Origin of the sequence: Actinomadura mexicana, assembly GCF_900188105.1 — a bacterium.
Taxonomy (GTDB): domain Bacteria; phylum Actinomycetota; class Actinomycetes; order Streptosporangiales; family Streptosporangiaceae; genus Spirillospora; species Spirillospora mexicana.
Genome location: NZ_FZNP01000015.1, coordinates 1 through 14,737, shown reverse-complemented (window position 1 = coordinate 14,737; position 14,737 = coordinate 1). Strand labels below are relative to the sequence as shown.

Annotated in this window: 14 protein-coding genes; all 14 read left to right on the top strand. The window is 69.2% G+C overall.

Annotated features, from left to right (window positions below; genetic code table 11):
• Positions 1-192: 192 nt before the first annotated feature.
• The gene (gene rplJ / locus CHC11_RS30990; protein WP_089315413.1) at positions 193-759 is read left to right on the top strand and encodes a 50S ribosomal protein L10; all 567 of its coding nucleotides are present in this window, start codon (positions 193-195) and stop codon (positions 757-759) included.
• Positions 760-813: 54 nt separating this feature from the next.
• Entirely contained in the window at positions 814-1,203 is a 390-nt protein-coding gene (gene rplL / locus CHC11_RS30985; protein ID WP_089315412.1) for a 50S ribosomal protein L7/L12, read from the top strand.
• A 641-nt stretch (positions 1,204-1,844) separates the two neighbouring features.
• Positions 1,845-2,969 carry an ABC transporter ATP-binding protein gene (locus CHC11_RS30980; protein WP_089315411.1) on the top strand — a complete coding sequence of 375 codons (1,125 nt, stop codon included), beginning with the start codon at positions 1,845-1,847 and terminating at the stop codon, positions 2,967-2,969.
• Positions 2,969-3,820, top strand: a complete 852-nt coding sequence (locus CHC11_RS30975) for an MlaE family ABC transporter permease (protein WP_089315410.1) — start codon at positions 2,969-2,971, stop codon at positions 3,818-3,820. Before CHC11_RS30980 ends, CHC11_RS30975 begins: the two co-directional genes overlap by 1 nt.
• Complete coding sequence (locus CHC11_RS30970) at positions 3,821-4,669, top strand: MlaE family ABC transporter permease (RefSeq protein WP_089315409.1); 849 nt, start codon at positions 3,821-3,823, stop codon at positions 4,667-4,669.
• Between the two features lie 59 nt (positions 4,670-4,728).
• Positions 4,729-6,036 carry an MCE family protein gene (locus tag CHC11_RS30965; protein ID WP_089315408.1) on the top strand — a complete coding sequence of 436 codons (1,308 nt, stop codon included), beginning with the start codon at positions 4,729-4,731 and terminating at the stop codon, positions 6,034-6,036.
• Positions 6,033-7,064, top strand: coding sequence for an MCE family protein (locus CHC11_RS30960; RefSeq protein ID WP_089315407.1), 1,032 nt, complete (start codon positions 6,033-6,035; stop codon positions 7,062-7,064). The genes CHC11_RS30965 and CHC11_RS30960 overlap by 4 nt, the downstream gene beginning before the upstream one ends.
• Positions 7,065-8,141 (top strand): MCE family protein, encoded by a 1,077-nt coding sequence (locus tag CHC11_RS30955; RefSeq protein ID WP_089315406.1) that lies wholly within the window; start codon positions 7,065-7,067, stop codon positions 8,139-8,141. It begins immediately after the preceding gene.
• 15 nt (positions 8,142-8,156) lie between these two features.
• Positions 8,157-9,434 carry an MCE family protein gene (locus tag CHC11_RS30950; RefSeq protein WP_179279095.1) on the top strand — a complete coding sequence of 426 codons (1,278 nt, stop codon included), beginning with the start codon at positions 8,157-8,159 and terminating at the stop codon, positions 9,432-9,434.
• Positions 9,431-10,789: an MCE family protein gene (locus CHC11_RS30945; protein ID WP_245919980.1), complete on the top strand. Its 1,359-nt coding sequence runs from the start codon at positions 9,431-9,433 to the stop codon at positions 10,787-10,789. Before CHC11_RS30950 ends, CHC11_RS30945 begins: the two co-directional genes overlap by 4 nt.
• Positions 10,786-12,273 (top strand): MCE family protein, encoded by a 1,488-nt coding sequence (locus CHC11_RS30940; protein WP_089315405.1) that lies wholly within the window; start codon positions 10,786-10,788, stop codon positions 12,271-12,273. The genes CHC11_RS30945 and CHC11_RS30940 overlap by 4 nt, the downstream gene beginning before the upstream one ends.
• Positions 12,274-12,283: 10 nt before the next feature.
• The gene (locus CHC11_RS30935) at positions 12,284-12,772 is read left to right on the top strand and encodes a nuclear transport factor 2 family protein (protein ID WP_089315404.1); all 489 of its coding nucleotides are present in this window, start codon (positions 12,284-12,286) and stop codon (positions 12,770-12,772) included.
• The gene (locus CHC11_RS41700; RefSeq protein WP_179279094.1) at positions 12,769-13,947 is read left to right on the top strand and encodes a hypothetical protein; all 1,179 of its coding nucleotides are present in this window, start codon (positions 12,769-12,771) and stop codon (positions 13,945-13,947) included. Before CHC11_RS30935 ends, CHC11_RS41700 begins: the two co-directional genes overlap by 4 nt.
• 510 nt (positions 13,948-14,457) lie before the next feature.
• Positions 14,458-14,737 (top strand): hypothetical protein (locus CHC11_RS30920; RefSeq protein ID WP_143227393.1); only part of this gene is annotated, 280 nt, incomplete at its 3' end.

Genomic DNA, 14,737 nt, shown 5'->3' with positions numbered 1-14,737 from the left:
GCGAGGTGACCGAAGGACCCGACTCAGTTCGGGCGGCCTGCGTAGGTGAGACGAGAGCTTCCCGCATGGCCTCCGTGTCGTGCCTGAACGCCCCGTGCGCCTGCGCCGGGGCGTTTTTTGGTGGATCGGCGCCCCAGTTCGTCCGCGGACTGCGGCGTGGATCGGACCACCCAGGTAATCGGAAGGAGGGCTATGGCCAAGGCCCACAAGGACGCGGCGATCGCCGAGCTCAAGAGCGAGTTCGAGAGCTCCAACGGCGCCGTGCTGACCGAGTACCGCGGGCTTTCCGTCGCGCAGGTCAAGGAGCTGCGCGACAACCTCGGCGAGACCGCGCGGTTCCGCGTGGTGAAGAACACGCTGACCAAGCGCGCCGCGAACGAGGCCGGCATCGACGAGCAGTTCCGTGACCTGCTCGAAGGCCCCTCGGCCATCGCGTTCGTCCGCGGCGACGTGGTCGAGGCCGCCAAGGGCCTGCGCGACTTCGCCAAGGCGAACCCGATGCTGGTGATCAAGGGCGGCTTCATCGACGGTCAGTCGATGGACGCGGCCGAGATCACCAAGCTGGCGGACCTCGAGTCGCGCGAGGTGCTCCTCGCGAAGCTGGCCGGTGCGATGAAGGGCTCGATGGCGAACGCCGCCGCGCTGTTCAACGCGCTGCCGACGCAGGCCGCCCAGCTCGCCGAGGCGCTGCGCGCCAAGCGCGAGGCCGAGGGCGAGACCGCCGAGGCACCCGCCGCCGCCGAGGCGTCCGCCGAGTAGGCAACCCGCGGTTCCGTACCACCCCAGATCACAAGCCATAGCGGAGGAATCATCATGGCGAAGCTCAGCACCGACGACCTGCTCGACGCCTTCAAGGAGATGACCCTTCTCGAGCTCTCCGAGTTCGTGAAGCAGTTCGAAGAGGTCTTCGACGTCAAGGCCGCCGCCCCCGTCGCGGCCGTGGCCGCGGCCCCCGGCGCCCCGGCGGCCGGTGCCGAAGAGGCCGCGGTCCAGGACGAGTTCGACGTCATCCTCGAGGGTGCCGGCGACAAGAAGATCCAGGTCATCAAGGAGGTGCGCACCCTGACGAGCCTCGGCCTCAAGGAGGCCAAGGACCTGGTCGACGGCGCGCCGAAGCCACTGCTGGAGAAGGTCAACAAGGAGACGGCCGACAAGGCCAAGGAGGCCCTGGAGAAGGCCGGCGCCTCGGTCACCGTCAAGTAAGGACGCTCCAGAGCTCCGGAGCCGCGCGGCTCCATCGCTCTCCAGGAGGCGGTCACCCCGAGGGGTGGCCGCCTCCTTCTGTTGTGCCGCTGTCCGTTCATGCCGGTGCCCGCGTCCGGCGGCCAGGCGGCGGGCCGGCGCCTGCCAGGCGACCGACGGACGGACTTGTCGCGAAGCGTGGACCGGCGCCACCGGGAAGGTCCGTTTTCTGTGCTGAGGTGACAAACACCTGCGGAAAAGCGTGTGCCCCGGCGGGTTGTGCGGCTTCCCGCCTGCGGCGTAGCGTCCCGTCTGACGCTGTGGCCACACCCGGCCGCTCACGTCTCCGCGGTGCGGCGGGCCGGACGGTCGCGGCGTCCCCGGCACCCCCGGTCTTGAGGCCGCGGTTCTTGGACCACTAGTCTCATAGGCGTCTAAGTAACGATTGTCTTACGACGTCGCATTTAGCCGCTGATCTGGGTGGCAACCCCTTCCATTTGGACGGGGGGCCGCTACGGTAGTGGCACCCGTCACGGCTACCGGACGGTAGCAATGCGGCGGACACGCGGTGTGACGACAGAACGCGGTGTGACGACAGAAAGAGCCTGAGTGCTACTCGCTCATTGGTTCGGGATTCCCCCGGCCTGGACGAAAGGTGACGAGTGGGCGTCGAGATCAGAGTCGAGGGCCTGACGAAGTCCTTCGGCCGCCAGGTGATCTGGCAGGACGTGTCGCTGACCATTCCCGCAGGTGAGATCTCCGTTCTCCTGGGTCCGTCCGGCACCGGAAAGTCGGTCTTCCTGAAGTCCCTCGTGGGGCTGCTCAAGCCCGACCGCGGGCACATCTGGATCGGCGACAGGGACCTTCCGTACCTGCCCGAGTCGCAGCTGTACGACACCCGGAAGCTGTTCGGCGTCCTGTTCCAGGACGGCGCCCTGTTCGGCTCCATGAACCTGTTCGACAACATCGCGTTCCCGCTCCGCGAGCACACCAAGAAGTCCGAGTCCGAGATCAAGCGCATCGTCATGGAGAAGATGGACCTGGTCGGTCTCCTCGGTGCCGAGCACAAGCTTCCCGGCGAGATCTCCGGCGGCATGAAGAAGCGCGCCGGCCTGGCCCGCGCGCTCGTCCTGGACCCCGAGATCCTGCTGGTGGACGAGCCGGACTCCGGCCTCGACCCCGTCCGCACCGCGTTCCTCAACCAGGTGTTCATCGACCTCAACGCGCAGATCGGCGCGACGTTCCTGATCGTCACCCACGACATCAACACCGCCCGCACCCTCCCCGACAACATCGGCCTGCTGTACCAGCGGCACCTGGCGATGTTCGGCCCGCGGGAGATGCTGCTGTCCAGCGAGGAGCCGGTCGTCCGGCAGTTCCTCAACGCCAGCAAGATCGGCCCGATCGGCATGTCCGAGGAGAAGGACGAGTCCGAGCTGGAGGCCGAGGCGAAGATGGGCCACGACCCCGGCAAGCTGCCGCCGATCCCGCCGCAGCAGATGCCGAGCAACGGGCTGATCCGCTCCGGCATGCACGCGCCCGGCGCGTGGTGCGCGGCGCACGGCGTCACGCCGCCGCCCGGCTCGTTCATCGACGACCTCGGCCGCAACTGGGTGGAGGAGTGGCCGCGGTACGTGGCGTCCATGACGCCCGTGGGCGCCCCCTCCGGCGGCGCCCACGGGGCGCCCGGCGGCATGCCGCCCTCCGGTCCGCCGCCCGGCGGCCCCCCCGGCGGGTTCCCCGGCAACCCGCCGCCCGGCCGGCCGGGAGCGGGTGCAGGCTACTGATGTCCACTCCTGGTATCGGCGCGGACCAGCGAGGGGCAAGGAAGGGCAGGGGCTCTTCGGCGACGTTCCGCAAGATCGGTGACGGCGCGGCCAACGTCGCGATCAAGGAACCGGGACGGTTCTTCGCCCTGTGCCTGGACACCGGCCGCGCGATGTTCCAGTGGCCGTTCCAGTGGCGCGAGTTCATCCAGCAGGCCTGGTTCATCGTCAGCGTCACCGTCGTCCCCACGATGCTGGTCGCCATCCCCTTCGGCGGCGTGCTGTCCCTCCAGGTCGGCGGGCTGATCCGGCAGCTCGGCGCGCAGTCCTACACCGGCGCGACCGCGGTGGTCGCGATCGTCCGGGAGGCCAGCCCGCTGGTCACCTCGCTGCTGGTCGCGGGCGCCGCCGGGTCGGCGATGTGCGCCGACATCGGCTCCCGGAAGATCCGCGAGGAGATCGACGCCATGGAGGTGCTGGGGATCAACCCCCTGCACCGCCTGGTGGTGCCGCGGATGCTCGCCTGCGCGTTCGTCGCGCTGTTCCTCAACGGGCTGGTCTCGGTGGTCGGCCTGCTGGGCGGCTACTTCTTCAACGTGATGCTGCAGGGCGGCACCCCCGGCGCCTACCTGGCCTCCTTCAACGCCATCGCGCAGCTGCCCGACCTGCTGCAGGCCGAGTTCAAGGCGTTCGTCTTCGGCATCACCGCGGGCCTGGTCGCGGCGTACAAGGGCCTGAACGCCAAGGGCGGGCCGAAGGGCGTGGGCGACGCGGTCAACCAGACCGTCGTCATCACGTTCATGCTGCTCTTCCTGGAGAACTTCCTGATCTCCACGCTGTACTTCCAGTTCGTCCCGTCGAAGGGGATGTAGATGGCTGCCCCTGGCAAGACGGGCAAGGCCGCCCGGCGGGTGGTGAGCGCGCCGCTCGACCGCCTGGACGACTTCGGCCACCAGATGTCGTTCTACGCCCGCGCGTTCGCGTGGGTGTTCCGGGTGCTGCGCCGGTACCGGACGGAGGTCCTGCGGCTGCTGGCCGAGGTCAGCCTCGGCACGGGCGGCCTCGCGGTGATCGGCGGCTCGGTGGTGATCGTCGGGTTCATGACGTTCTTCACCGGCAGCCAGGTCGGCCTGCAGGGCTACGAGTCGCTGAACCAGATCGGCACGGCCGCGTTCACCGGGTTCGTCGCGTCCTACTTCAACACCCGCGAGATCGCGCCGCTGGTGTCGGCGCTCGCGCTTTCGGCGACGGTCGGCTGCGGGTTCACCGCCCAGCTCGGCGCGATGCGGATCTCCGACGAGATCGACGCGCTGGAGGTCATGGCCGTCCCGTCGATGCCGTTCCTCGTCACCACCCGGATGCTCGCCGGGATGATCGCGGTCATCCCGCTGTACATCGTGGGCCTGCTCGCCTCCTACGGCGCGACCCGGGTCATCGTGACGATGTTCTACGGCCAGTCGACCGGCACCTACGACCACTATTTCCATCTGTTCCTACCGCCGTACGACATCTTGTGGTCGTTCGGAAAAGTGATCGTCTTCGCGGTGCTGGTGATGCTGATCCACTGCTACTACGGCTACCACGCCTCCGGCGGCCCGGCGGGCGTCGGCGTGGCGGTGGGCCGCGCGGTGCGCACCAGCATCGTGGTGATCAACGTGGTCGACCTGATGCTCGGCATGGCGATCTGGGGCACCACCACGAGTGTCCGGATCGCGGGGTGACGGCCATGAGCGGAGCGAACCGGGGGTGTGGGGGGTCGTCCCCCCACAGGAGGGCTGCCATGAGTGAGCGTGTGCGCTACCGGGTCCTCGGCACGTCGATGATCGTCGTGATCATTCTGCTGCTGGCGCTGACCGTCGCCCTGTACAACAAGGCGTTCACACCGACGCTCGACGTGAAGGTGCGGAGTGAGCGGGCGGGCCTGCAACTGCTGCCGCACTCGGACGTGAAGGTCCGCGGACTGATCGTCGGAGAGGTGCGCGGCGCCGACGCCGACGTGCGGGGAGCGACGCTCCACCTGGCGCTGGACCCGGGCAAGGCGAAGCTGATCCCGCGGAACGTCCAGGCGCGGCTGCTGCCGAAGACGCTGTTCGGCGAGAAGTACGTGGACCTGGAGATCCCGGCGCAGGCGGGCCCGCTCGGGCTGCGCTCGGGCCAGGTGATCCAGCAGGACCGGTCCCAGGCCGCCGTCGAGATCGACAAGGTGCTGAACGACCTGCTCCCGCTGCTGCAGGCGGTGAAGCCGGCGGAGCTGAACACGACGCTGAACGCCCTGGCGACGGCGCTGCAGGGTCGCGGCGACCAGATCGGCCGGAACCTGGAGGAGGCCGACGAGCTGCTGCGGAAGATCAACCCGCAGCTCGGCACGCTGGTGCACGACCTGAACGCCCTGGCCGACGTCTCCGACATCTACAGCGCCGCGGCGCCCGACCTGCTGCAGACGCTCCGCAACCTCAACGTCACCAGCCGGACGATCACTGACAAGAAGGCGACGATCGAGCAGCTGATCCCGGCGACGACCGCGCTGGCCCAGGACGGCGACGTGTTCATGCGGCAGAACGCCCCGAAGATCATCGGCTTCAACATCGCGAACCGGGACGGGCTGGACCTGGTCGCCCGCTACTCGCCGTCGCTGCCGTGCGTGTTCGCCGGGATGATGAAGCTGAAGCCGGAGTCCCAGCGGGTGGCGGGCGGCAACGGGTCCAAGACCTTCAACCTGACGGTCGAGATCGTCAAGCCGGTGCCGGGCTACAAGTACCCGCTGGACAAGCCGGAGGCCAAGGACCAGCGCAACCCGCGCTGCTACGGGCTGCCGAACCCGAAGGTCCCGTCCCCGACCTACCTCGCGCTGGACGGCACGCAGGACGACCTGTGGTGGAAGAACCCCGATGACCCGAACGGCGGCGGCGGCGGCCGTGGCCGGGCGCTGTCGAACGTCTTCGTGGACCCGGGCTCGATGAGCGAGAAGGAAAAGATCAAGAACGTGCTCGGCCCGGTGACGCGGACCCGCGCCGACCAGCTGTCCGACGTCGCGGCGCTGATGTTCGGGCCGCTGCTGTCCGACGGATCGGTGGTGACGGTCAGGTGAGGACGACCAGTGCGGCGATCAAGTTGACGATCTTCGTGGTCGTCACCTCGCTGGCCACCGGCGTGCTGGCGATGACGATCTCCAACATGCGGTTCCGGGAGACGACCGTCTACAAGGCGATCTTCTCGGACGTGACGGGCCTGCTCGACAACGACGACGTGCGCGTCGCCGGCGTCCGGGTCGGCCAGATCGAGCACATCGAGCTGTACGGGGGCGACAAGGCCGAGGTGACGTTCAGCCTCCAGAAGGAGAACGTGTTCAGGGCGGGGCTGCCCTCGTCCACCCAGGCGCAGATCCGGTACCGCAACCTGATGGGCCAGCGGTACCTGGCGCTGACCGACGGCGCCGGGCAGGCCAACGACTACCTCAGGCCGGGCGGAACGCTCCCGGTCGCGCAGACCACGCCCGCGCTGGACCTGACGACCCTGTTCAACGGGTTCCGGCCGCTGTTCCGCGCGCTGGAGCCCAAGGACGTCAACACCCTGGCGATGCAGATCATCCAGGTGCTCCAGGGCGAGGGCGGGACGATCAACAGCCTGCTCGCGCACGTCGCCTCGCTGACCAACACGCTCGCCGACCGGGACAAGGTCATCGGCCAGGTGATCGACAACCTGAACACCGTGCTCGGCACCATCGACGAGCGGCACGACGAGGTCAACCAGCTGATCACGGACCTGCGCGGGTTCGTCAGCGGGGTCTCGGGGGACCGCAGGGCGATCTTCGACTCGGTGGCGGCGATCAACGACCTGACCGGCACCACGCAGGACCTGCTCGCCGACGCCCGCCCGGACATCCGCAACGACATCGCGGGGCTGCGCAAGCTCACCGCCACGTTCGACGCGAACGGCAAGGAGCTCGACGCGGGCCTGCAGCGGACGCCGAAGCGGCTGGAGGGGCTGGTGAACATCTCCTCCTACGGATCCTGGTTCAACATGTACATCTGCGGCCTCGACGCGCGGGTGCGGCTGCCGGGTGGACCGGTCTACCAGACCCCGGCGATCGTGAACGAGAACGCGAGGTGCAAGTAGATGAGGATCCCGTTCCGGGAACGCAACCCGGTCCCCATCGGGCTGTCCGCGTTCGCGATCATCATCGTGCTGGTGGCGCTGGCGATGAACCTGGAGAACATCCCCCTCATCTCCGGCGGCAAGACGCACACCGCCGCGTTCCGGGAGGCGGCCGGGCTGCGGGCCGGCGAGGAGGTCCGCATCGCGGGCGTCAAGGTCGGCAAGGTCACCGGGCTGGAGCTGGACGGCGACCACGTCAAGGTCACCTTCCGGGTCGACGACGGCGTGCGGCTCGGCGACCGCACCGAGGCCGACATCAAGATCAAGACGATCCTCGGCGCGCACTACCTCGCGCTCACCCCGCGCGGGCGCGGCCGGCTCGGCCGCAGCGTCCCGATCGAGCGGACGCACACCCCGTTCGAGGTCGTTCCCGCGATCAGCGAGCTGAGCCAGCGCGTCGGCGCGATCGACGTGCAGCAGGTCGCCAAGTCCTTCGACGTGCTGTCGGACACCTTCAAGAACTCCCCGGAGGAGGTCAGGGCGTCCCTGCAGGGGCTGCGCCGGCTGTCCAACACGGTCGCCTCCCGCGACGACGAGCTGCACGAGCTGGCCGGCAAGGCCAAGGACGTCTCCCAGCTGCTCGCCGACCGCAACCAGGACTTCGCGGCGCTCGTCCAGGACGGCGACAAGGTGCTCCAGGCGGTGCAGGCCAGGCGCGAGGTCATCCACCAGCTGCTGATCAACACCGTGACCCTGTCGCAGCAGGTGAACGCGCTGATCAACGAGAACGACAAGCAGCTGCGCCCGATGCTGGACAACCTGGCCAAGGTCAACCGGATCCTGCTGAAGAACCAGAACAACCTGGACCGGATCCTCCAGCTGTTCGCACCGTTCGCCCGGCAGTTCTCCGACGTGACGGGCACCGGCCGCTGGTTCGACTCGTGGATCCAGAACCTGATCCCGATCCCCGCCTCGATCCAGAACCCCCCGTCCGGCGGAGGCGCGACGACGAACCGGCAGGGCGCCCGTCCGGGCGGCGGATCGTCCGGCCCCGGCAAGACCGGCAACAGCGACAACCCGTTGCCCTTCCTCCCGTGAGCAGGCAGGTCACCAGTGCGTAACTCCACGAGCATCCTCCGCCTGGGCGGCGCGGTCCTCGCCGTCGCGGTGCTGGCCGCCGTGCTCCTGCTGGTCCTCCAGGAGCCGAAGCAGCGCCACATGACGGTGTACTTCACCAAGGCGGTCGGCCTGTACAAGGGCGCGGACGTCCGCATCCTCGGCATCCCCGTCGGCGAGGTCGCCGGCGTCGAGCCCGTCGGCGACGCGGTGAAGGTCGAACTGAGGTACGACGCGAAGTACAAGGTCCCCGCGAGCGCGCAGGCCGTGATCGTCAACCAGACCCTCGTCGCCGACCGCTACGTCCAGATCACGCCCGTCTACAAGGGCGGCGCCGTCCTCGCCGACGGGGCGACGCTGGGCACGAACCGCACCGCGGTGCCGGTCGAGGTCGACGAGGTCGGCGGGAGCCTGAACGAGCTGTCCAAGGCGCTCGGCCCGCAGGGCGCGAACGCGCCCGGCGCGAACGGCGAGCAGGGCTCGCTGTCGCGGCTCCTGCAGGTCGGCGCGGCGAACCTGGACGGGCAGGGCGAGGACATCCGGCAGACGATCGCCGACGCGTCCAAGGCGCTGAGCACGCTGAGCACCGACCGCGGCGACGTGGCCGACACGATCAAGAACCTGCGGATCATCACGGACGCGATGAAGGCCAACGACCAGCAGATCAAGTCGTTCTCCGGGCATCTCAACGGCGTCTCCGGGCAGCTCGCGGGGGAGAAGGAGGAGCTGAGCGCGGCCCTCAACACCCTGGCCCCGACGCTGAGGAACGTGCAGCGGTTCGTCAAGGGCAACCGCACCGAGCTGGCCGCCAACGTCCGGCAGCTCGCGCAGATCACCGGTGTGCTGGTGAAGGAGAAGGGCGCGCTCGCCGAGATCCTCACCGCGGGCCCGCTCGCCGTCAACAACCTGGCCCGCGCCTACGACCCGATCAGCGGCACGATCCACACCCGCGACAACTTCCGCCAGTTCCACGACCTGGCCGACTGGATCTGCTCGCTGGCGTACTCGGTGGGCACGCCCGCCAAGGAGTGCCTCGACTTCGTCAAGCCCTACAACGGGATCGGCAAGGCGCTGACCGGGTTCAGCCTGGACCTGTCCTGGATCACCGCGCTGACCACGCACTACGACCCGGTGCCCGTCCCGCCGGACGCCTACGGACCGCAGGGCAGGTCCGGCAGGTCCGGCAAGACGAGCACCACGAACAAGACCGCGGCGACCGGGACCCGGAACAAGCCCACGGACATCACGGCGCTGCTGCCTGGAGGTGGCCGATGAGCAGGCGGTCGATGAGCAGGCGGCCGATCGGCAGGCGGCCGATCGGCGGGGCGCGGCTGCTCGGTGTCGCCGCGCTCGCGGGCGTGACGGTCCTGTCGGGCTGCTCGTTCAACGGCGTGGAGTCGCTGCCGCTGCCCGGCGGGCCCGACCTCGGCCCGCACCCGCGCACCGTGAAGATCGAGTTCGCGAACGTGCTGGACCTGGTCCCGCAGTCCGCGGTCAAGGTCAACGACGTGTCGGTGGGCAAGGTCGAGAAGATCGAGCTGGCCGGCGAGCCGGGCGGGCAGGCGGGGCGGGGGGGCGGCTGGCACGCCGTCGTCACGGTCAAGTTCCGCGGCGACGTCAAGCTCCCCGACAACGCGATCGCGACGGTCAGCCAGACCAGCCTGCTCGGCGAGAAGTTCGTGCAGCTCGAACCGCCGAAGAACGAGGCGCCGGTCGGGGAGCTCGCCGACGACGACCTGATCCCGCTGAACCGCACGTCCCGCGGCACCGAGATCGAAGAGGTGCTGTCGGCGATGTCGCTGCTGCTGAACGGCGGCGGCCTGGAGCAGGTCTCCACGATCAGCCACGAGCTGCAGGCCGCGATGGGCGGCCGGGAGTCCACGATCAAGTCGGTGCTGCAGCGGGTGAACACCTTCGCCGGGACGCTGGACCAGAACCGCGCCGCGATCACCCGGGCGCTGGACAGCATCGACCGGCTGACCGGCAAGCTGTCCGACGAGCGCAGGACGATCCAGGACACCCTCGACGAGACCGGGCCCGCGATCGCCGTCCTCAACCGGAACCGCGCCGACCTCACCAAGATGCTGGTCGCGCTGAACAAGCTCAGCCGCACCACCACCTACGTGATCGACCAGTCCAAGGCCGACATGCTGGCCAACCTGCGGGACCTCGACACGATCCTGCGCAACCTCAACAAGGCCGGCTCCGACCTGCCGAAGTCGCTGGAGACGCTGATCACCTTTCCGTTCCCCTCCACGTTCGAGAACGTCATCGCGGGCGACTACGGCAACGTGCGGCTGACCGTCGACCTGGACTTCGAGTCCATCGCGCAGAACCTGCTCGGCGGCACCGACCTGGAAGGGCTGCTCGGCAGCGGCAAGCAGATGCGCGGAATGCTCCAGGTCCCGAACGTGACGCTGCCGGACTCCCCGTTGGGCGTCCTGCCGCAGACGCCGGGCGCCGGCGGCCAGGGCGGCGCGGGACAGGGCGGGCTGCCCGGCCTTCCCGGCGGCACCACACAGACCCCGGGGAACCCGGCCGGCACGAACGACCAGGGACGGCCGGGCGCGCTCGCCCCCGACCCCGGTGACGGCGGTCTGCGGACCCTGATGACGGGGGGCCTCTCGTGATCCTCAAGCGCGGCGTCATCGTCCAGCTCATCGCCTTCGCGGTCATCACCGTCGTCGGCGTGGCGATCGTCTCGGTCAACTACATCGGCATCGGCCGCGACCTGCTCGGCAAGCAGTACATCGCCTACGTCGACCTCACCGACTCCGGCGGCGTGTTCACCAACGCCGAGGTCACCTACCGGGGCGTCCCGGTCGGGCGCGTCGGCCCCCTCGAACTGACCAAGGACGGCATCCGCGTCAAGCTGCTGCTGGAGCGCGGCAAGCGGATCCCGCGCGAGGGGACCAAGGCCGTCGTGGCGAACCGGTCTGCGGTCGGTGAGCAGTACATCGACCTGGAGCCCACCGCGAAGTCCGGGCCCTACCTGGACCAGGGCGACCCGTACACCATCCCGCGGAGCCGCACCACGCTGCCGGTGTCCACCGCCGAGCTGCTGCGCAACGTCGACTCCCTCGTCGGCTCGGTGAACACCAAGGACCTCGGCGTCATCGTGGACGAGCTGGACAAGGCGTTCTCCGGCTCCGCCTCGGACCTGCAGTCGATCCTGGACGACACCGACCGGCTGTTGAAGACCGCCAACGAGGCCTACCCCGACACCGAGCGGCTGCTGAACAACAGTGCGACCGTCCTCGACACCCAGCGCGGCCAGGCCGCCAACATCCAGGGATTCGCCCGCAACCTGAACGCGCTGACCACCTCGCTCCGCAACGACGACCCGGCGCTGCGCAAGACCATCGACAACGCGCCGGGCGCGGTGAACGAGACCCACCAGGCCATCAAGCAGCTCGCGCCGACGCTGCCCGTCCTGCTGGCTAACCTCACCACCACCGGCCAGATCATCGCCTCCCGCAAGGCGGGCCTGCGGTCGCTGTTCATCCTCTACCCGGTGACGGTCGCGGGCGCCTTCACCGTCACGCCCGGCGACGGGACCCAGCACCTGGGCCTCGACCTGAACATCGACGCGCCGCCCGCCTGCACCGAGGGCTACGAGAAGGTCAAGCACCGCTGGCCGCAGGACACCTCGAAGAAGAAGCCGCGCCTGGACGTCGGCTGCAAGGCGCCCCACGACGCGCCCACGTCCGTCCGCGGCGCCCGCAACTTCCCGCGCGACGCCCTCGCGCCCTTCCCGCAGGTCCCCCCGGGCGCCACCACCGGCGCCGGGTTCCCCGAGGGCGGCGCGTACGGCACCCGCGGCGACGGTGGCGGCGACGGGGACGGCGACGGCGACGGCGGCAAGACGGACGCCAAGGGCTCCGGCAAGAGCAAGGCGAAGGCCGCGGCCGCCCCGACGGGCCAGCTCACGGACGGGAACCTGTACCTGTCGTATCCGGCCGGTTCAGTCGAATTCGCTGGATACGATCCATCGACGGGTGCGGTCTACGGCCCCGATGGCAAGCGATACGTCATGCCGCGCAGCGCCGGTACACGTCAGTTGGGAGAGGAATCCTCGTGGAAGTGGCTCCTGCTCGGACCGCTGAGCCAGTGAGGCGGGCACGATGAGGCGCCGTCTGCCCTTGATCACCGCGATCGCGCTGAGCGTCGTCGTGGTGGGGCTCGCCATCGCGTCCGGCTGGCTCGGCGTGGTCTCCCTCAGGAACAAGGACGAGGCCGACCAGAAGGCGAAGGCGATCCAGTCGGCGCGCCAGATGGGCGTCAACCTGATGTCGCTCGACGCCGCCACCGCCCAGCGCGACCTGGACCGCATCGTGGGCGGCACCACCGGCGACCTCAAGAACAAGCTGGGAAGCCAGTCCAACGCCTTCATGCAGCAGATCACCAAGGCCAAGGCCAAGTCGACGGTCACCGACGTCGACGCCGCGCTGGTCTCCATCGACGGTGACTCCGCCGAGGTGATGGTGTCCCTCACCGGGACCGTCACCAACGACAAGGTGCAGAACGGTACGCCGCAGGGCTACCGGTACCAGATGGATCTCACGCGGCTCGACGGGCGCTGGCTCGTGTCCGGACTGGAGGTTGTCCCGTGACGATCAAGGCGGATCGAGCGGCCAGGGCCGAGGAGGCCGCCGAGGCGGCGCGCCTGGCGGAGGAGGCCGCCGCGAAGGCCCGGGAGGCCGCGCGGCTAGCCAAGATCGCCGCGGACGAGGCGGCTGCCGCCGAGGAGGCCGCCGCCGCCGAACAGGCCGCTGCGGCCGAGGCGGACGAGGAGCCGGAGGAGAGCATCCCGGAGGAGACTCCTCAGGCCCTCAAATCCCCCAAGAAGCCCCGTCGTGGTCGGAAGGCGTCCGAAGTCACGCCCGATGGCACCGGCGCCGCAGCGGACGACTCAGCGGCCGAGTTGGACGCCGAGACCGCCGTCGACGACGACGCGAAGGTCGGACAGGACGAGGACGAGACCGCGTCCGACGACGACGCGAAGGCCGTCAAGACGACCAAGAGCACCAAGGCCACCTCCACCGCCAAGGCGGCTAAGACGGCTAAGGCGGCTAAGACGGCTAAGACGGCCAAGGCTGGAAAGAGCGCCAAGGCCGCCGAGGTCGAGGAAGACGCCGAGGTCGAGCAAGACGCCGAGGTCGAGCAAGACGCGGAGGCCGCGAAGCCCGACAAGGCCACCAGGACCAGGCGTCTGAACCTCGGGAAGTCCCCCAAGGCGACCGACGAGGACGCCGAAGCCGACGAGGACGAGGACGGCGACGAGCCGGCAGGCCGGTCCCGGCTGGGCGGAAGGTCGACCGTGATCGCCGTCCTGGTCGTCCTGGCGGTCGCGCTCGCGGCCGGCACCACGGCGCTGGCGCTGAAGGTCAGCGAGCAGAACGCGACCGAGCAGGCGTCCAAGGAGGCGTCCTTCGCGGCCTCCCGCGCGGCCCAGAAACTGTCCTCGTACGACTACCAGACGCTGGACACCGACCTGAAGGCCGCGTCCGCGACCACGACGGGCAAGCTGCACACCCAGTACGACAAGCTCGCCCAGCAGCTCAAGACCGTCGCCGTCCAGCAGCAGGCCGTCTCCACCACGACCGTGATGAAGGTCGGCGTCGTGAGCGCGACCCCCGACAAGGTCGTGGCGCTCGTGTACGCCAACCGGTCGTCGGCGACCAAGGGCGACAAGCAGCAGCGCCTCCCCGAGCCGCTGCGCATCAAGCTGACGATGGTCGAGCAGGACGGCAGGTGGCTCGCCTCCGAGCTCACCGTCCTCTCCTAGACGCCTGTCCCCTCCTGGACGCCTGCCACCCCCGGCCCTGGCCCTGCTCCGGCCCTGGAGGCCCGTCTCTCCCAGGGTCTTCCAGACGCCCGACAGGGCCTCTGGCGAGTCGCTGTTAACCCTCGCGGGCCGCACCTAGCCGAGGTCGCGGTTCACGCGGCCCGCGGGCGCGCGACCCGCCGCCCGCGGCGATTCGCGGGCTGTCAACCCGGATCCCTAAACTATGGCCTTCCTCACTGCAGGTCAGGGCCTGAAAAGTCCAAGTCCGCTCTTGACTGAGAGGCGCTGAGGGGCGATGCTCCATGGCAACGTGATGCATACTGCGGCGCTAGAGTTGCGAGCGGTGTACCGGTTCGGCTACACTGCCCCTTTGCGCTGCCCTCTGACTATCCACGTGTGAGAGCACCCCTGTGAGGGTCCGGTTTGGACCTCTTTGAGCAGGCCTCGAACGTGGATCGTCTGGCGTGCGTGTCATCTGTTTTACGCCGCGAGCCCTCGGAAGGACCACTCTTGGCAGCCTCGCGCAACGCCTCGAATACCGCAACCGGTCCGAACCGCGTCTCCTTCGCGCGCATCAAGGAGCCGCTCGAAGTCCCGGACCTCCTTGCTCTGCAGACCAACTCGTTCGACTGGCTGCTGGGCAACGAGCGCTGGAAGGCCCGGGTCGAGGCGGCCCAGAAGGCCGGAAGTAAGAGCGTCCCGACGCAGTCGGGGCTGGAGGAGATCTTCGAAGAGATCAGTCCGATCGAGGACTTCTCCGGAACCATGTCCCTGTCGTTCCGGGATCACC